The sequence below is a fragment of the Kitasatospora sp. NPDC032757 genome (assembly GCF_055579305.1).
The window spans coordinates 15689-34206 of sequence record NZ_JBVINN010000056.1 but is presented as its reverse complement, the minus strand read 5'-3'; the positions used below and the strand labels follow the sequence as shown (position 1 = coordinate 34206).

The window sequence follows — 18518 nt, the reverse complement described above, 5'->3', positions numbered from 1 at the left end:
GCGGAAGCGGTCACTGCGGACCGGCGCGCCTGCTGCTAATAATCAGCGAAAGCGAGGACACGTTCGCAGTGTGGCACACCGGTCCGGAGTCCGGCCCGGCCGTCTCGGTATCCGAAACGGCACAGGCCGGATGGGGTGCCGAATCAGACGATCTTGTGCAGCCAGCCGTGGGTGTCGGGGGCCTGGCCGCCCTGGATCGCGAGCAGGGTCCTGCGCAGCTCCATGGTGACCGGGCCGGGCTCGCCGGTGCCGACCGTCCAGTCGCCGCCGACCGACTTGACCGAGCCGACGGGGGTGATGACGGCCGCGGTGCCGCAGGCGAAGACCTCGGTGAGGGTGCCGTCGGCGTTGCCCCGGCGCCACTCCTCGGTGGAGATCTTCCGCTCCTCGACCGCGTAGCCGAGGTCGGCGGCGAGCTGGAGCAGCGAGTCGCGGGTGATGCCGGGCAGCAGCGCGCCGGAGAGCTCGGGGGTGACGATCTTCGCGTCCTTGCCCTCGCCGAAGACGAAGTACAGGTTCATGCCGCCCATCTCCTCGATCCACCGGTGCTCGGCGGCGTCGAGCCAGACGACCTGGTCGCAGCCCTTGGCGGCGGCTTCGGCCTGAGCGACCAGGGACGCGGCGTAGTTGCCGGCGCACTTGGCGGCACCGGTGCCGCCCGGCGCGGCGCGGACGTAGTCCTCGGAGAGCCAGACCGAGACGGGCTTGACGCCACCGGGGAAGTAGGCACCGGCCGGCGAGGCAATGATCATGAAGAGGTAGGAGTTGGCCGGGCGGACACCCAGGCCGACCTCGGTCGCGAACATGAACGGCCGGAGGTAGAGGCTCTGCTCCGGCTCGTTCGGGACCCAGCCCTGCTCCTGCTGGACCAGCAGCTCGACCGCCTCGACGAACGTCTCGACCGGCAGCTCCGGCATCGCCAGACGGCGGGCGGAGGCCTGGAAGCGGGCGGCGTTGGCCTCCGGGCGGAAGGTGGAGATCGAACCGTCGGTCTGGCGGTACGCCTTGAGGCCCTCGAAGATCGCCTGGCCGTAGTGGAGCGTCATGTTCGCCGGGTCGATCTCCAGCGGCGCGTACGGCGCCAGCTGGGCATCGTGCCAGCCCAGGCCCTCGGTCCAGCGGATGGTGACCATGTGGTCGGTGAAGATGCGTCCGAAGCCGGGGTTGGTCAGCCGGGCCTCGCGCTCCGCGTCGGACAGCGGGTGGGCGGAGGGCTTGAGGTCGAACGTGATGGGCGCCTGGGTGGGCGTGCTCATGGCTGTGTGTCCTTCACCGTGGGGTTGGTCCGGGCCGCCTCCGTCGGGTGAACGTTTCGGCGAACGAACGCACGACGGCACGGCCCACTGTCGATACTCGCATCCAGAGGGCCGTGCCGAACAGTCGCGGGCTCCTTGGGGAGCTGCAAGCTGTCGTTATGCGGTCCGGCCCGTCAGCCGGAACACGTGGTGTCGGTTCCGGCCCGCTGGCCGGAGCACCGCTCGTCGGTTCCGGCCCGCTGGCCGGAGCACCGCTCGTCGGTTCCGGCCCGCTAGCCGGAGCACCGCTCGTCGGTTCCGGCCCGCTAGCCGGATACTCGGGCGGCGAGCGCGTCGCCGACCTGGGCGGTCGTACGGGTGCCGGCGCGGTCGGCGAGGTCCGCGGCGACCGCGGCCTCGACCTTGGCGGCCTCGGCGGCGAAGCCGAGGTGCTCCAGCAGCATGGCGACCGAGAGCACGGTGGCGGTCGGGTCGGCCTTGCCCTGGCCCGCGATGTCCGGCGCCGAGCCGTGCACGGGCTCGAACATCGACGGGAAGTCGCCGCTGGGGTTGATGTTGCCGCTGGCCGCGAGGCCGATGCCACCGGTGACGGCGGCGGCCAGGTCGGTCAGGATGTCTCCGAACAGGTTGTCGGTGACGATGACGTCGAACCGCTCGGGCTGGGTGACGAAGAAGATGGTCGCCGCGTCGACGTGCAGGTAGTCGGTGGTGACCTCGGGGAACTCCCGGCCGACCTGCTCGAAGATCCGGGTCCAGAGGTGACCGGCGTGCACCAGCACGTTGTTCTTGTGGACGAGCGTGAGCTTCTTGCGCGGGCGCGCCTGGGCCCGGCGGTAGGCGTCCCGGACGACCCGCTCGATGCCGTACGCGGTGTTGAGGCTGACCTCGGTGGCCACCTCGTGCTCGGTCCCGGTGCGCAGCGTGCCGCCGTTGCCGACGTACGGGCCCTCGGTGCCCTCGCGGACGACCACGAAGTCGATGGCCGGCTCGCCGGCCAGCGGCGACTTCACGCCGGGGAAGAGCCGGCCCGGGCGCAGGTTGATGTGGTGGTCGAAGGCGAACCGCAGCTTCAGCAGCAGCCCGCGCTCCAGCACACCCGACGGCACGCTCGGGTCGCCGATGGCGCCGAGCAGGATCGCGTCGTGGGTCTTCAGCTCCGCCAGCACGCCGTCCGGCAGCGTCTCGCCGGTGCGGTGGTAGCGCCGGGCGCCGAGGTCGTACTCGGTCGTCTCCAGCTTCACGTCGGCGGGCAGTGCGGCACCGAGGACCTTGAGGCCTTCGGCCACCACTTCCTGGCCGATTCCGTCACCGGGGACAACTGCGAGACGAATGGTGCGAGACATACTCGGACCCTACTCCGCCGTCCCAGGGGCTGACACCTCGTGTCCACTATCCGGACGAACGGTCAGGTGAGGTCGATGTCGACCGGGAACGGCCGTTCGAGCTTCATCTGCTTGTGGTGGATCCCGGTCAGACCGTAGGACATGGTGGCCGGGTCGAGCTCGTAGGTATGGAGGACCGGGCGCCCCTCGTCGTCGGCCGAGTTCGTCCGCACGTCCCTCCCACGAGGGAGCGCGTGAGACACCACTCGCACCCAGGGCGCACTTATGCTCGCGGGGATCTGGTTCGGAGAATCCTCGCAGAACGGGGTGAAACACCCATGGACGCGCGGTGGCGCGAGGCACGGGTCTGCGCGGTGGGGGCCGGGCTGGGGATGGCCGGGTACGCCGTGGCGGCGGGGCTGCGCGGGGCGTGGCCGCCGGGGGCGGCACAGACGGCGGTGCCGTTCCACGCCCAGCTCTGGGACCTCGTGCACGGGCGCTCCCCCGGCGACCTGCTGTTCAACTGGAACAGCGGCTACGGGGCGCCGTTCCTCGCCGACTTCTTCGCCTACCTGATGAACCCGTTCTCCTGGCTGGCGGTCCTGCTGCCGCGCAGCCAGGGGCAGTTCGCGGTGTTCCTGGTGGAGCTCCTCAGCATCGGGCTCGGCACCGGCCTGATGACGTACGCGCTGGGGCGGCTGCACGCCGGGCCGCACTGGCTGCGGGCGCTCGCCGCCGTCGGCTACGGGCTCTGCGCCTGGGTGCCGACCGTCGGCGGGACGGCCCCGATGTGGCTCTGGGGCCTGGTCTCGCTGCCGCTGCTCGTCCTGGCCGGCGACTGGTGCCTGCGCGAGCGGCGCTGGGTGGCCGGCACCCTCTGCGTCGCGCTCGCCTGGGCGGGGAACCTCTACACCGCCGCGATGGCCACCGTCACGGCCGGCCTGGTGCTCGCGGTCCGTCTGCCGGCCGTCCGGCGGCCGTTCAAGACACTCGTCCGGGTGACCGGCCGGGCCGTCACCATGGCCGTCGCCGGGGTGCTGCTCGCCGCGCCCGTCCTGTTCGTCGCCGTGCGGGCCGCGCAGGAGGCCCAGCCGGAGTCCCCGGTGCAGCCGCTCGGCCCGTCCGGGCTCGGCGGGCACCTGGCCCAGCTGCTGCCGGGCACCCACGGCGGCCCGCCCGTCCCGGACGTCTCCGTCGGCCTGTTCGGCCTGCTGCTGGTGGCCGGGCTGCCGTTCAACCGCCGGGTGCGGGCCCGTGAACGGATCGCCTGGTGCGGGCTGATGGTGCTCGTCGTGCTCAGCTTCGTCTGGACGCCCACCGTCCTGGTCTGGCACGGCCTGGCGATCCCGGCCGGCGGCCCCTACCGGGTGGCCTTCGCGCTCAGCGGCCTGCTGGTGCTGGCCGGCTGGGTCTCGCTGGCGCACCGGCCGGACACCCCGACCCTGCTCGGCGGGGCCGCGGTGGTGCTGCTGGTGGCCGCCGTCGCCGCGGGCCGGCACTCGGTGCGGGCGTCCGCCTGGGTGCTGCTGACGGTCGGCGGGGCCGTCCTGATCGCCGCGCTCCGGACGCTGGACCGCCGGCACACCGACCGGCGGGCGGGCGCCGCGGCCACGGTGGCGCTGGGCTGCGTGGTGCTCGGCGGCGCGGTCTGGTCCTCGTACACCGCGCTGGGCACCCCGGCCTCCGGCACCGCCTCCGGGGCGCCCGTCCGGGCCGGGTACGCGGCCCTGCAACAGGCCGCCGACTGGCCGCGCGCCCGCGCCGACCCCGGCCCGCACGCCTTCACCCCGAACGACCCGCTGCTGCTCGACGGCCAGGGCGGCGGCTATTCCAGCGGCTACCTGCCCACCGTCACCGCGCTGCTGCTGCACGACCTCGGCGCGGGCTGGACGGCCGGCGGGCGGCAGACCGAGAGCGTCACCGACCCGGTCGGACAGGCCCTGTTCGCCGTCCGCACCCACCTCGCCGACGGGCCCCCGCCGGACGGCTTCACCGTCGGCCGGGCCGCCGCTCCCCCGCTGGTCACCGTCCTGCCACCGGGCGCGGCGACCGACACCTCCTCGGTGTGGTCCCGGCAGGAGTCGCTGCTCGGCAGCCGGGTGTACGACGCGCCCGAGCCCGTCCCGGCCGGCGGCCCTGCGCCGGCCGCGCACGGCAGCAGCGGCTGGTCCGTCCCCGCCACCCCGGCCGGCTCGGACGGCACCGCGTTCACGGCGGCCTGCACGCCGGGCGGCACCGCGTACTTCCACGGGGTCTGGTTCGACGGCACGGTGAGCGGCCTCGGCACCGCCTACCGCAGCGACGGCGAGCAGCCGACCACGGCCGTGCCCGTCCACCTGCTGGGGCCGGTGCCGGCCGACGGCGTCGTCCGGGTGGTGCTTCGCGCGGACACCGTCACCCAGGTCCCGGCCCGGCCGGTCGGCTGCCTGCGGCCCGGCGCCCTGGACGCCGCCGTCGCGCGGCTCACCGCCACCGGTGCCACCGGGGTCACCGCGGGCGGACACACCCTCACCGCCTCCCTCCCGCAGGGCAGCACCGGGACCGCGCTGCTCTCCGTCCCGGCCACCACCGGCTGGACCTGCTCGGCCGGCGGCGGCCCGTACGCGGCGCCGCGGTCCGTCCTGGGCATGATCGGCGTCCCGCTCGGGCCGGGCGCCGACCGGATCACCTGCTCCTTCCGCCCGCCCGGCCTCACCGAGGGCCTCACCGTCGCCCTCGCCTCCGCCACGGTCACCGCCCTCACCGCCGTCTTCGGCCGCCTCCGCCACCGCCCCACCCGGACACCGCGCCGGGTCCGCCGCAGGGCGGCCGAGCGGCAGTGACGGGAGGGGTGGAGGCCTCCGGGAGGAACGTGGGGCCGGAGGTCGCGCCGACCCGGTTGCTCCGGGTGCGGGGCGGGGCACCACGGAGCCGCCACCCCTCGCGGGGGCGGCGGCTCCGTGGGCGGGGGCGGGGCGTCAGGGCAGGTTCAGGATCTGGCCCCGCCGGCCGTCGCGGTTGAAGTGGTGCAGGAGCAGCAGGCGCGAGGTGTCCCCGTCGGCCCGGCGGACGTCGAGGACGCTGCCCGGGGGCAGCGGCGCCGCCACCGCGGCGGGGCCGCCGGGGCCGGTGCGGACGTCGAGGGCGGGGTGGAGGACGTCGACGGTGAGGGTGGGCCGGGTGCCGCGCAGGCCGATGGCGGAGAAGGCCTCGGCCGGGTCGGGCTTGCCGGCGGTCGCGGCGCCCGTCCAGAGGCCGTAGCGCACGGTGCTGTGGCCGGCCTTCACGCCGGGCAGGGCGCTCAGCCGGACGGGGAGCACCAGCACGTCACTGTCGAGCAGTTCGGTGTCGGTGTCGCCCCAGCGGGCGTTGAGCGGCTGGACGTCCAGCTCGGTGCCCGTGCGGGCGTCCACCGTGCGGGCGATCAGGACGTCGCTGCCCCGCTGCCGGTCGGCCTTGACGAAGACGTCCGTGGTGCCGTCCCCGTCGGTGTCGAGCGAGGCCCGGACGGCGAAGACACCGACCGGGGTGGTGGCGGGGGCCCAGACCTGGGCGGCGAGGTAGAGCGTGCCCCGCCCGTCGCCCACGGCGGGCGCGTCGGAGGCGGCTCCGACGGCGCGCAGGTTGGCGCCCCGGTCGCCGGGGCGTTCGACGCAGACGTCCTGCGGGGCCTGCGGTTCGGTGCTCTCCTCGGGGACGATGCCGGCGCCGGGGCCGACGGCGGCGCCGCTGCCGGGCGGGCAGTCGGGCCAGCGGGCGCCCTCGCCGCCGAGGGCGAACGCGCTGAGCAGGCCGGGCTGTCCGCCGGGGGCCCCGGTGCCGGTGAGGGGGACGAACGCGCCGGAGCGGGTGGTGCGGATCGGGGCGGCCGCGCTGAGCTCGGAGGCGGGCCGGGGGGCGGCGAGGACGGGGACCCGCAGCGCCGGCAGGGTGGCGTCGGACTCGGGGGTGAGCAGCAGCCGGCCGGAGAGTTCGCCCCGGTAGCTGCGCACCTGGCCGCCCTGGAGGGTGGCGATGGTCGGGTCGGGGGTGCGGCCGAGCTGCCCGGGGACGACCAGGGTGACCCGGACGCGGGCGGTGCCGCCGGCCGGGACGTCGATCCGCTCGGGGGTGATCTCGTAGTGGGCGCCGGGCAGTTCGGTGGCGGCCGCGTAGCCGGTGCGGTAGGCCACGGCGGCGCGGGAGAGGTTGCGGACCTCGACCTCGCGGCCCTCCGTCCCGCGGGCTTCGCCGGGCGCCCCGCCGACCGCCACCACCCCGAAGGAGACGCCGACGCTGCCCTGGACCGCGCCCTCACCGGCCGCGTAGGCGACGGCTGGGGTGCGGACGGCGGCGTCGACCCGGGCCCGTCCGGCGCCGGTGCGCTCGGGGCCGTAGACCGGGCCGGTGCCGCCGTCGCCGAGCCAGGTGTCCCCGGCGGTGTTCATCAGCGCGGCCTTGAGCTGCTCGACCGTCCAGTCGGGGTGGGCGGCGCGGACGAGCGCGGCGAGGCCGGCGACGTGCGGGGTGGCCATCGAGGTGCCGTCCTCGCGCTGGCCCCCGCCGCCGCTGCCGGCCTTGGCGGACCAGATGGTCTCGCCGGGCGCGGCCAGGTCGGGCTTGACCACGCCGGGCACGCCGATGCCGCGCGAGGTGAAGTCGGTGAGGGTGTCGGTGCGCTGCGGCTGGTCCTGGGGAACGACGCCGTGCAGCGGGTTGCCGGGCGCGGCCAGACGGATGTCGACCGGGCCGTCCGCCGCTCCCCGGCGCAGCCGTTCGCCGTCGGCGTGGGCGAGCAGGGCGACGGGGATGCGGTCGTTGCCGGCGATCTCGGCGAGGTGGTCGTCGTCGGCGGCGAGCAGGGCGCCGATCGCGCCGGCGTCGGCGGCATGGTCCGCGCGCGGGCCGGAGCCGCAGGCGCGTTCGGACTCCCGGGTGCGCCAGGCGAGCACGGCGATCCTGCCGGCGAGCCGCTGCCTGTCGGCCTCGGTGAAGGCGGTGCAGCCGTCGGCCTGGTCGGCGGGCAGGGCCAGCCGGCCGGCCACGTCGGCGGTGGACCAGCCCTTGTAGCGGCCGCTCCAGTGGGCCGGGACGGTGCCGGCGAGCGGTTCGGGACCGAGCACGGTGAGGCCGTCGGCGTCGCTGTGCGCGTCGACCGAGGCGGCGACGGCGAGGGCCCGGGCGGCGGTGCCCGGGCTGCCGCCGATGCCGTAGACGTCGCCCTCGTTGCCGGCTGCCGCGACCACCAGGGTGCCCAGTTCGGCGAGGTGGTCGGCGGCGACGGCGTCGGCGTCGTCGGTGGAGCCGAAGCGGCTGCCGAGGGAGAGGTTGACGACGTCGAGCCGGTCGCCGAGGTCGCCGTCGCCGTCCGGGTCGGCGGCGACGTCGAGGGCCTGGGCGAGCTGGTCGGTCGCGCCGTCGCAGCCGAAGACGCGGATCGCGTACAGCTGGGCGCCGGGTGCGGCGCCGGGGCCGACCTTGAAGCCGGCCGGGTCGAGGCCGGGCCGGTAGGGGCCGGCGTACGGGTGGCCGTCGGCGGTGACTCCGAGCCCGGCGGCGGTGCCGGCGACGTGGGTGCCGTGGCCGTTGAGCGCGCAGTCGATCGGGTTGGCGTCGGGGTGCGGGTCGGGCTGGTAGTGCGGGGCGGACGGGTCCGGGTTGTAGTCGTCGCCCACCAGGTCCCTGCCGCCGACCACCTTGGCGTTGGGGAAGAGGTCCGCGGGGGCGGGCTTGGCGCCGTCGACGGCCCGGAAGGCCTCCTCGGTGCCGGGGCCGCCGAAATCGGCGTGGGTGTAGTCGATGCCGCTGTCGATGACGCCGATCCGCACGCCCTGCCCGGTGTTGCCGCCGGCCCCGCCGTCCGCGGAGGGGCCGGACCACACCGCGGGTGCGCCGGTGAGCGGCACGGAGTAGGCGTTGTCCCGCTGCTTGCGGACGATCGGGTGGACGGCCCGGACTCCCGGCAGCGCGCGCAGGGCGGGCAGCCGGTCGGCGGGCACGGTGACGGCGAGACCGGTGAGCAGGGTACGGGTGCGGTAGAGCTCGCGGGCGGTGGGCGCCGCGTCGTGGACGGCGCCGGCGAGCCGGTCGAGCGCGTCGGAGGCGCGCGACCGCTGCCCGGCGCCGGCCTGCGCGGCCTCCCGGCGGACGACCTCCGGGGAGCGCAGGCTCCGCCGCGCCTCGGCGGCCGCCCGCCGCCAGGCCGGTCCGGCCGCGTCGGTGGCGAGTTCCAGCAGGACGGAGGCCGAGCGCCCGGGCGGGGCGTCCGGAGCCGGCGGACTCGTCGGTGGACTGCCGGCCGCCGGGGCCGCGGTGAGCAGCACCGGCCCCGCCAGCAGGGCCAGGGTGAGTCCGATCCTGGCGATCGGACGACGGACGGGTGGCTGACGCACTGGGCCCTCTCCCCCGGCAAGGGGAACTGATCCGCACGCCGTGTCGCTGACGCCCGCCCGCGCGGACGTCGATCACCCCTCCGGGGCCCCACATATAGGAGACCGCGCCGGAGAGTGCGAGCAACTTCCCTCCAACGGGCGCTACTTGCACTCTCCCGGGTGACGCACCGTCAGCCCGTCCGGGCTATTCGGCGGATGAACGCCACGCACGGGAGCCACCCGCCCGGGAGAGGCTCAGAGGTGCCCGGTCACGCCGCCGTTGTCGCGGCGGTCCAGGGCGCGCTGCAGGGCGTCGGCCGCGAAGGGCGGCCGCTCGGCCGCACGGCGCCGGCGCGGGATGCGGGCGGGGGTGGCGGCGGGGGCGGGAGTGGCGTGGCGGTCCGCGGTGAGGGGCATACCGGGCTCCTTGAGTCGAATGCGCCAGGGCGGCGCAGAGGGCGGGGCACAAGGGGTGCCGTGCGAAGCACGCCGCAGGAAGGGCTGGTGGGCGGCGGGAGGGCACGCGGAGCAGGGATCGCCTGCCCGTCGGGCGCACAGCGGCACACGGGCCGCACACCCTGGCTACAGGGGCGGCGCACCGTATGGCTCTTCCACGGTACGACCCGGGCCCTGCCGTGTCTGCACGAATACTTGGATTTCCTAGTATCTGAGACGGGAGTCGTCCGCGGGCACGCAACAGGGCCCGGACCACCGGCGAACGGTGGTCCGGGCCCTGCGGGAGCCTCTGGAATCAGGCGCCCAGGTCGACCGAGCGGGCGAAGCGGGCGCCGATCTCGGCGGCGATCGCGGACAGCACGTCCTGCGGGATCTGGCTGTCCACGGTGATGGAGGCCAGTGCGCCGCTGCCGTCGCGGGCCACCTGCATGCCGGCGATGTTGATGCCGGCGTCGCCGAGGTGGCGGCCGAGGACGCCGACCACGCCCGGGCGGTCCTCGTACTTGAAGAACGCCATGTGGTCGGTGAGCGCGACGTCCACGTCGAAGGCGTCCACGCCGACGATCTTCTGGGTCTGCTTCGGGCCGGCCAGGGTGCCGGAGATGGCGATCTCGCTGCCGTCGGCCAGGGTGCCGCGAACGGTGATCACGTTGCGGTGCTCGGGGCTCTCGCTGGAGGTGGTCAGACGCACCTCGACACCGCGCTCCTGAGCGAAGAGCGGGGCGTTGACGTAGGACACCGTCTCCGCCACCACGTCCTCGAACACGCCCTTGAGGGCGGACAGTTCGAGCACCTTGACGTCGTGCTGGGTGATCTCGCCGCGGACCTCGACGTCGAGCCGGACGGCCACCTCGCCGGCCAGCGCGGTGAAGATCCGGCCGAGCTTCTCCGCCAGCGGCAGGCCCGGGCGGACGTCCTCGGCGATCACGCCGCCCTGGACGTTGACCGCGTCCGGGACCAGCTCGCCGGCCAGCGCCAGGCGCACGGACTTGGCGACCGCGATGCCGGCCTTCTCCTGCGCCTCGTCGGTGGAGGCGCCCAGGTGCGGGGTGGCGACCACGTTGTCGAAGGCGAACAGCGGGGAGTCGGTGCACGGCTCCTTCGCGTACACGTCCAGGCCGGCGCCGGCCACCCGGCCGTCGCGCAGGGCGCCGGCGAGCGCGGCCTCGTCCACGATGCCGCCGCGGGCGGCGTTGACGATGCGGACGGTCGGCTTGACCTTGTGCAGCGCCTCGTCGCCGATCAGGCCGATGGTCTCCGGGGTCTTCGGGAGGTGGACGGTGATGAAGTCCGAGACCTCCAGCAGCTCCTCCAGCGAGACCAGCTTGACGCCCATCTGCGCGGCGCGGGCGGCCTGGATGTAGGGGTCGTACGCGACGATCTTCATGCCGAACGCGGACATCCGCTGGGCGACCAGCACGCCGATCCGGCCGAGGCCGACGACGCCGAGGACCTTCTCGCTCAGCTCGACGCCGGTGTACTTGTTGCGCTTCCACTCGCCCTGCTTGAGCGCGGCGTTGGCGGGCGCGATGTTGCGGGCGACCGAGATCAGCAGGCCACAGGCGAGCTCGGCGGCGGTGACGATGTTGGAGGTCGGCGCGTTGACGACCATCACGCCGGCCTTGGTGGCGGCGGAGACGTCCACGTTGTCCAGGCCGACGCCGGCCCGGGCGACCACCTTGAGCTTGCGGGCGGCGGCGAGCGCCTGCGCGTCCACCTTGGTGGCGGAGCGGATCAGGATGGCGTCCACGTCGGCGATCGCGGTCAGCAGCTCGGTGCGGTCGGCACCGTTGCAGTGGCGGATCTCGAAGTCGGGCCCGAGGGCGTCGACGGTGGCGGGCGACAGCTCTTCGGCGATCAGTACAACGGCGTTTTTGGATGTCACAGTGCTCACGACAGTGTGGTCCTTAACTGTCCGGTTCTCCCCGGCACGAAGGTGGCGTGGAAGGCGGGGGGAAGGTGGCATGCCGCGTAGGTAGACGCACGACGCTGTGGGCCTGACGCGCACTCGGAAGTGTATCGACGGGCTGGGTGCCAGGCTGCTCCCGTCCGGCGAAATCACCCGGACGGGAGCAGCCTAGTTGTACAAGGGCCCTACGGAACGGGGCAGAGCCCGGCTGGGGCGGGGACGGAGGCTCAGGCCTCTTCCTTCACCCAGCTCATCAGCTTCCGGAGCTTCTTGCCGGTGGTCTCCAGCAGGTGGTCCTCGTCGGCCTTCTTGTACTCGTTGTACTTGGGCAGACCGGCCTTGTACTCGGCGATCCAGGTGTTGGCGAAGGTGCCGTCCTGGATCTCGGTCAGGACCTTCTTCATCTCGGCCTTGGTGGCGTCGGTGATGATGCGGGGGCCGGTGACGTAGTCGCCCCACTCGGCGGTCTCGGAGACCGACCAGCGCATCTTCTCCAGGCCGCCCTCGTACATCAGGTCGACGATGAGCTTCAGCTCGTGCAGGCACTCGAAGTAGGCGATCTCCGGCTGGTAGCCGGCCTCGACCAGGGTCTCGAACCCGGCCTTCACCAGGGCGGCGGTGCCACCGCAGAGGACGGCCTGCTCACCGAACAGGTCGGTCTCGGTCTCCTCGGTGAAGGTGGTCTTGATGACGCCGGCCTTGGTGGCGCCCAGGCCCTTGGCGTACGACAGCGCCAGCGCGAACGCGTTGCCGGAGGCGTCCTGCTCGACCGCGACGATCGCGGGGACGCCGCGGCCCTCCTCGTACTGGCGGCGGACCAGGTGGCCCGGGCCCTTCGGGGCGACCATGCAGACGTCGACGTCGGCCGGCGGCTTGATGAAGCCGAAGCGGATGTTCAGGCCGTGGCCGAAGAACAGGGCGTCGCCGGCCTTCAGGTGCGGGGCGATGTCCGCCTCGTAGACGTCGGCCTGGATCGGGTCCGGCACGAGGATCATGATGACGTCGGCCTCGGCGGCGGCCTCGGCCGGGGTGACGACGCGCAGGCCGGCCTCCTCGGCCTTCTGGCGCGACTTCGACTCCGGCTTCAGGCCGACCCGGACATCGGCGCCGGAGTCGCGCAGGGACAGCGCGTGGGCGTGGCCCTGGCTCCCGTAGCCGATGACCGCGACCTTGCGGCCCTGGATGATGGACAGGTCGGCGTCGTCTTCGTAGAACAGCTCGGCCACGGGGGCACATCTCCTTGCGTGATGGTCTTGCCGGGTACTGCGATTCCTACGGTACGTGGACCCGGCGGGGGTGTGGGGCGGTGCTTCAGGGGGTGAGACGGGCTCCAGGCCGAGCCTGGCGGGCCGCGTCCTCGGGGGTCACGCGCTCCGGTCGAGGGCGCGCAGCGAGCGGTCGGTGATCGAACGGGCTCCGCGCCCGATCGCGACCAGGCCGGACTGGACCAGCTCCTTGATGCCGTACGGCTCCAGCATCCGGAGCATGGCCTCCAGCTTGTCCGAGCTGCCGGTGGCCTCGATGGTCACCGCGTCCGGGGACACGTCGACCGTCTTGGCGCGGAACAGCTGGACGATCTCGACGATCTGCGACCGGGTCTCGTTGTCGGCGCGGACCTTCACCAGGACCAGTTCCCGCTGGATCGCAGCGGACTGGTCGAGCTCGACGATCTTTATCACGTTGACGAGCTTGTTGAGCTGCTTCGTGACCTGTTCCAGCGGGAGGTCCTCGACGTTGACCACGATGGTCATCCGGGAGACGTCCGGGTGCTCCGTCGGGCCGACGGCGAGGGAGTCGATGTTGAAGCCCCGACGGGAGAACAGCGAGGCGATGCGGGCGAGCACGCCGGGCTTGTTCTCGACCAGGACGGAGAGGGTGTGCTTGGACATGTCTCTGGGGTTCCTCGGTCGCTCGGAGGGGCCCGGCGCAGCCGGACGTGAGAAGGGTGGCGGTGGACGGGCTACTCGGAGTCGTCGCCGAAGTCGGGGCGCACGCCCTTGGCGAACTGGATCTCGTCGTTGCTGGTGCCGGCCGCGACCATCGGCCAGACCATGGCGTCCTGGTGGACGATGAAGTCGATGACGACCGGGCGGTCGTTGATCTCCATCGCCTGCTTGATCACCGCGTCCAGGTCCTCCGGGCGCTCGCAGCGCAGGCCGACGCAGCCCATCGCCTCGGAGAGCATCACGAAGTCGGGGATCCGGGTGCCCTGGGCCGGCGGCTCGATGCCGTCGTGGCCGGGGCCCGCGTGCAGCACGGTGTTGGAGTACCGCTGGTTGTAGAAGAGGGTCTGCCACTGGCGGACCATGCCCAGCGAGCCGTTGTTGATGACCGCGACCTTGATCGGGATGTCGTTCAGGGCGCAGGTGACCAGCTCCTGGTTGGTCATCTGGAAGCAGCCGTCGCCGTCGATCGCCCAGACCGCCGTCTCCGGGCGGCCCGCCTTGGCACCCATGGCGGCCGGGACGGCGTAGCCCATGGTGCCCGCGCCGCCCGAGTTGAGCCAGGTGGCCGGCTTCTCGAACTGGATGAACTGCGAGCTCCACATCTGGTGCTGGCCGACGCCCGCGGCGTAGATCGCGTCCGGGCCGACCAGCTTGCCGATCCGCTCGATGACCTGCTGCGGGGAGAGCTGGCCGGCCGGGGCCGGCTCGTAGCCCAGCGGGTAGGTCTTCTTCCACTCGTTGAGCTTGACCCACCAGTCCGCGTAGTCGCCCTTGTGGCCGGCGTCGAACTCGGCCTGGACGGCGACGATCAGGTCGGCCAGCACCTCGCGGGCGTCGCCGACGATCGGCACGTCGGCCGGGCGGTTCTTGCCGATCTCGGCCGGGTCGATGTCGGCGTGGACGACCTTGGCGTACGGGGCGAAGCCGTCCAGCTTGCCGGTGACGCGGTCGTCGAAGCGGGCGCCGAGGGTGAACAGCAGGTCCGACTTCTGCAGCGCGGTGACCGCCGGGACGGAGCCGTGCATGCCGGGCATGCCGAGGTGCTGCGGGTGGCTGTCGGGGAAGGCGCCGAGCGCCATCAGGGTGGTGACCACCGGGGCGCCGGTCAGCTCGGCGAGGATCCGCAGCTCGGCCGTGGCGTTCGCCTTGATCACGCCGCCGCCGACGTACAGCACCGGGCGCTTGGCGCCGACCAGCATCTTCGCGGCCTCGCGGATCTGCTTGGCGTGCGGCTTGGTCACCGGACGGTAGCCGGGCAGCGAGGTCTCGGCCGGCCAGCGGAATGTGGTGGTGGCCTGCAGCGCGTCCTTGGCGATGTCGACCAGGACGGGGCCGGGGCGGCCGGTCGCGGCGATGTGGAACGCCTCGGAGATCACCCGGGGGATCTCGGCCGGGTCGGTGACGAGGAAGTTGTGCTTGGTGATCGGCATCGTGATGCCGCAGATGTCCGCCTCCTGGAAGGCGTCGGTGCCGATCGCCTTGGAGGCGACCTGCCCGGTGATGGCCACCATCGGCACCGAGTCCATGTAGGCGTCGGCGATCGGGGTCACCAGGTTGGTCGCGCCCGGGCCGGAGGTGGCCATGCAGACGCCGACCTTGCCGGTGGCCTGGGCGTAACCGGTGGCGGCGTGGCCGGCACCCTGCTCGTGGCGGACCAGGATGTGACGCACCTTGGTCGAGTCCATCAGCGGGTCGTACGCGGGAAGGATGGCCCCGCCCGGGATGCCGAAGACGGTGTCCGCGCCCACGGCCTCCAGCGAGCGGATGAGCGACTGGGCGCCGGTCATGGTCTCGACGACGTGCTGGGGAGCGGGAGCGTGGGCGGCCGGGGTGTCCCCGCGGCGGGGGGATGCGGCGTGCTCAGTCATCTGCCTGTCTCTTCTCGGTTTTTGCCGGCCCGGGTGGTTGCGGGCCCCGGTCTTTCGAGGGTGGGGTCCCGGTGGTCGGGCCGATCGCCGGCTCTGCCCCAATCGTCCCCCTTTTCCCGCTGATTCGGGGCGGTCGGGGGCGGCCGGGGCCAGTGGTCTTGCGGAGTGGAACAGTGTCAGTGCAACAAAAAACCCCTCGTGCCAAGGGCATGCGAGGGGTGGCGCGTCGGTCTCTCACGAGTCGGGCATGGCCCGCTCAGCCGACGCGCCCGCCAAGTACGAGAATTCGGGTGCGCATGGCAACGACCTTCCTCCCGTGCGGGGCCGACTGTCAAGCAGGTGGGACGACAGTCTCGCCATGCGGACCATGCCCCGGCCCCCTCACGGCGCGGTGTTCGGGCAGGTCGGAGCCACTGTGGTGATGTACGACACGCCCTCCGGCGGACTCCCCGCGGCCACCCGTCCGGGTGTCCGCGGCGAGGTACGCGCGGCGGGCCGAGAGCGAGCCGAACGGCCGCGGCAGCGGGTACACCCGGCGGACCAGCGCGCGCCGCAGCCTGGTCTCGTCCAGCGGCGGGGCGAAGGCCGAGCCCTGGCCCTGCCGGCAGCCCAACTCCTGGAGCAGGGAGACCTGGCGCGGCAGGTCCACCCCCTCGGCGGCGGTGACCAGGCCGAGGTCGCGGCCGAGCCGCAGGGCGTGCCCGGCCAGCGTCCGGCTGAGCCCCGACTCGCCGAGGCCCTGGACGAGCGTGCGGTCCAGCTTGAGCCCGTCGAAGGGCAGCCGGGCCAGCGCGCCGAGCGAGCCGTGACCGGCCCCGAAGCCGGCCAGGGCGGTGGAGACGCCGAGCCGGCGCAGCGCGGCCAGCCGGCGGCCGAGTTCGTCGGCCAGCCCGTCCGGGCCCATCCGGGCCACCTCGACGACCAGTTGGCCGGCCGGCAGCCCGCTGTCCCGCAGCGCGGCCACCACGGCCTCGTACATGCCGGGTGAGCAGAGCCGCTCGGCCGAGAGCCGGACCGAGACCGGGACGGGGGTCGGCGCCGAGCGGGTTCTGACCGGCAGCCCGCACCGCAGCGCCGCGGCGGTCACCGCCTCGTGGATCAGCCAGCGGGAGAACCGGGTGGCCGCGTCGCCGTGCTCGGCGGAGCGCAGGAACTCGGCGGGGGTCAGCAGCAGGCCCTGGGCCGAGCGCCACCGGGCCTGTGCCTCGACGCTGGTGACGGCGCCGGAGGAGAGGTCCACCACGGGCTGGTGCAGCAGCGTGAAGCCGCCCTCCCGGACGGCGACCCGCAGCCGCTCCTCCAGTTCGGTGCGGCGTTCCAGGTCGGCCCGCATGGCCGGGGTGTAGAGCACCACCCGGCCCTTGCCCTCGGACTTGGCCCGGTACATCGCGAGGTCGGCGTTGCGCATCAGCTCGTCGGCGGCGGCTCTGGGGTCGGCGGCCGGGCCGCGCTCGGGGGTGCCGAAGGCGATGCCGATGCTGGCCGCGACGGCGAGTTCGGCGCCGCCGATCCAGTACGGCTCGGAGAGCGCGACCCTCAGCCGCTCGGCGAGCTCCTGGACCTGGAGGCGGCCGAGCGGGCCGCAGACCAGGGCGGCGAACTCGTCCCCGCCGAAGCGGGCGACGGTGTCCCCGCACCGGACGGCGCCCTGCAGCCGGCGCGCGGCCTGCACCAGCAGCTCGTCACCGACCTGGTGGCCGGCGCTGTCGTTGACCGCCTTGAAGCCGTCCAGGTCGAGGAAGAGCACGGCGACCCCGGTGCCCGCCTCGCCCTGCTGTCCGCGCGCGGCGAGGGCGCCCCGCAGGCGCTGGGCGAAGAGCGCCCGGTTGGGCAGGTCGGTGAGCGGGTCGTGGAAGGCGTTGTGCTGCAACTGGGCCTGGAGTATCACGCGTTCGGTGACGTCCCGGCTGTTCAGGATCAGGCCGTCGCGGTACCGGTTGACGGTCGACTCGACGTGCAGCCACTCGCCGGTGCCGGAGCTGATCCGGCACTCCACCCGGGCCGCGGACACCTCGGCGGCGGCGCCCGGCGAGCGGTGCGCCAGCAACCGGCCGCGGGCCAGGAAACGGCGGACCTCCAGCAGCACCCGGTCGACGTCCTCGGGGTGGACGAGGTCCAGCAGGTTACCGCCGACCAGCTCCTCCGGTTCCCGCCCGTAGACGCCGAGCGCGGCCGGGGAGACGTAGGAGAGCACGCCGCTGGCGCCGGCGATCATGATGACGTCGCTGGAGCCCTGCACCAGGGAGCGGAAGTGCGCCTCCTTGTGCGCGAGCTCCTGCGCCAGCGAGAGGTTGTCCAGCAGCATCACGCCTTGTCGCAGGATCAGCGCCAGGCCGACGGTGCAGGCGGCGGCGGCCACCACCCGGTCCAGCGGCCGGCCGCCGAGGGCGTTGTAGAGGATGCCGGCGGTGCAGACCGCGGCCGCCGCGTACGGGGTGAGGGCACTGAAGGTGGTGGCCACCCGGCGGCGCGGCAGGCCCCCGGCCGAGGGGTGCTCGCGCAGCGGGCGGCGCCGGCGCGAGCACCACGGCGCCCAGGCGAGCAGCAGGCTTCCGGCGAACCAGCCCGCGTCCAGGAGCTCCCCCGAGTGGTAGCTGTTGCGCAGCTCGGGGGAGGTGAAGAGGGCGTCGCAGAGCACGGTGAGGGCCAGGCCGATCATCGCGGTGTGGACCGCCGCCCGGTTGCCGTCGCGGCCGCCGAAGCGCAGCCCGACCACCAGGCTGACCAGCAGGATGTCCAGCACCGGGTAGGCCAGGTTGAGGGCGAGGCGCAGCGGGGAGCCGACCTCGCCGGCGGCGATCCGGCCGAGCGCCAGGCTCCAGCTGAGGGTGAACAGCGAGCCGGCCACCAGCCAGCCGTCGAGCATCAGGCAGAGCCAGCCGGCGGCGCTGCGCGGGCGCTGGGCGAGGACCAGCACGCCGGTGATGGCGAGCGGGGCGAACAGCAGGAAGGCGTACTCGGCGAGCGAGTGCTGCGGCAGCTGGGTGCGCTCGACCAGCTCGTACCAGCCCCAGGTGCCGTTGCCGAAGGCGACCATGAGCGAGGAGAGGCCGAACAGCAGCCAGGCCGGCCGGGCGTGGCCGCCGATCGTGCAGCCGTACGCGAGGCAGGACACCGCGGCCGCGAGGGCGGCCGCGGCCAGGCCGAAATCACCCATGAAGATGGCGAGTTGGCGGGACCCCCAGCCCAGGGCCGCACCCGTCGCGTAGGCCAGGCAGAGGGCGCCGAGGACGGCGCCGGGCAGGCTGCGGCTGTCGAGTAGCCGGCGGACCGGGCTTGGCCGCGCGGTTGCGGACATGTCGGTGTCCGGTACACCCGGCCGTCCGGCCCCGGGCAGCACCGCATCGGTGGAGCTCACTCGGCCTCTCCCCCTCCGGCCCGGGGCCTGGCGCCCCGGCCACGGGCCACCGGCCGCGCACCTGGTGGCCGTAC

The 18518-nt window shown here is 73.9% G+C and carries 11 protein-coding genes; 1 reads left to right on the top strand and 10 read right to left on the bottom strand.

Going from position 1 to position 18518, the window contains the following annotated elements:
- Positions 1–143: 143 nt before the first annotated feature.
- The 3 genes from ACZ5WK_RS36870 to ACZ5WK_RS36860 form a co-directional block, all read right to left on the bottom strand.
- The gene (locus tag ACZ5WK_RS36870) at positions 144–1256 is read right to left on the bottom strand and encodes a branched-chain amino acid aminotransferase (RefSeq protein WP_465554380.1); all 1113 of its coding nucleotides are present in this window, start codon (positions 1254–1256) and stop codon (positions 144–146) included.
- A 305-nt stretch (positions 1257–1561) separates the two neighbouring features.
- The gene (locus tag ACZ5WK_RS36865; protein WP_465554378.1) at positions 1562–2599 is read right to left on the bottom strand and encodes a 3-isopropylmalate dehydrogenase; all 1038 of its coding nucleotides are present in this window, start codon (positions 2597–2599) and stop codon (positions 1562–1564) included.
- A 62-nt stretch (positions 2600–2661) separates the two neighbouring features.
- Positions 2662–2811, bottom strand: a complete 150-nt coding sequence (locus tag ACZ5WK_RS36860) for a hypothetical protein (RefSeq protein ID WP_465554376.1) — start codon at positions 2809–2811, stop codon at positions 2662–2664.
- Between the two features lie 105 nt (positions 2812–2916).
- Between ACZ5WK_RS36860 and ACZ5WK_RS36855 the strand changes: the two genes are divergently transcribed.
- Entirely contained in the window at positions 2917–5400 is a 2484-nt protein-coding gene (locus ACZ5WK_RS36855; RefSeq protein WP_465554374.1) for a YfhO family protein, read from the top strand.
- A 135-nt stretch (positions 5401–5535) separates the two neighbouring features.
- Here the strand turns inward: ACZ5WK_RS36855 and ACZ5WK_RS36850 are convergent, their stop codons facing one another.
- The 7 genes from ACZ5WK_RS36850 to ACZ5WK_RS36820 form a co-directional block, all read right to left on the bottom strand.
- Entirely contained in the window at positions 5536–8928 is a 3393-nt protein-coding gene (locus ACZ5WK_RS36850; RefSeq protein ID WP_465554372.1) for a S8 family peptidase, read from the bottom strand.
- Between the two features lie 234 nt (positions 8929–9162).
- Positions 9163–9324, bottom strand: a complete 162-nt coding sequence (locus ACZ5WK_RS36845; RefSeq protein WP_465554370.1) for a hypothetical protein — start codon at positions 9322–9324, stop codon at positions 9163–9165.
- A gap of 334 nt (positions 9325–9658) precedes the next feature.
- Positions 9659–11248, bottom strand: a complete 1590-nt coding sequence (gene serA, locus ACZ5WK_RS36840) for a phosphoglycerate dehydrogenase (protein WP_465554402.1) — start codon at positions 11246–11248, stop codon at positions 9659–9661.
- A 251-nt stretch (positions 11249–11499) separates the two neighbouring features.
- Positions 11500–12498, bottom strand: coding sequence for a ketol-acid reductoisomerase (gene ilvC, locus ACZ5WK_RS36835; RefSeq protein WP_396326078.1), 999 nt, complete (start codon positions 12496–12498; stop codon positions 11500–11502).
- Positions 12499–12636: 138 nt separating this feature from the next.
- The gene (gene ilvN, locus ACZ5WK_RS36830) at positions 12637–13161 is read right to left on the bottom strand and encodes an acetolactate synthase small subunit (protein ID WP_329927879.1); all 525 of its coding nucleotides are present in this window, start codon (positions 13159–13161) and stop codon (positions 12637–12639) included.
- 71 nt (positions 13162–13232) lie between these two features.
- Entirely contained in the window at positions 13233–15086 is a 1854-nt protein-coding gene (locus tag ACZ5WK_RS36825; protein WP_396326077.1) for an acetolactate synthase large subunit, read from the bottom strand.
- A gap of 331 nt (positions 15087–15417) precedes the next feature.
- Positions 15418–18384 carry a putative bifunctional diguanylate cyclase/phosphodiesterase gene (locus ACZ5WK_RS36820; protein WP_465554400.1) on the bottom strand — a complete coding sequence of 989 codons (2967 nt, stop codon included), beginning with the start codon at positions 18382–18384 and terminating at the stop codon, positions 15418–15420.
- Positions 18385–18518 lie beyond the last annotated feature (134 nt).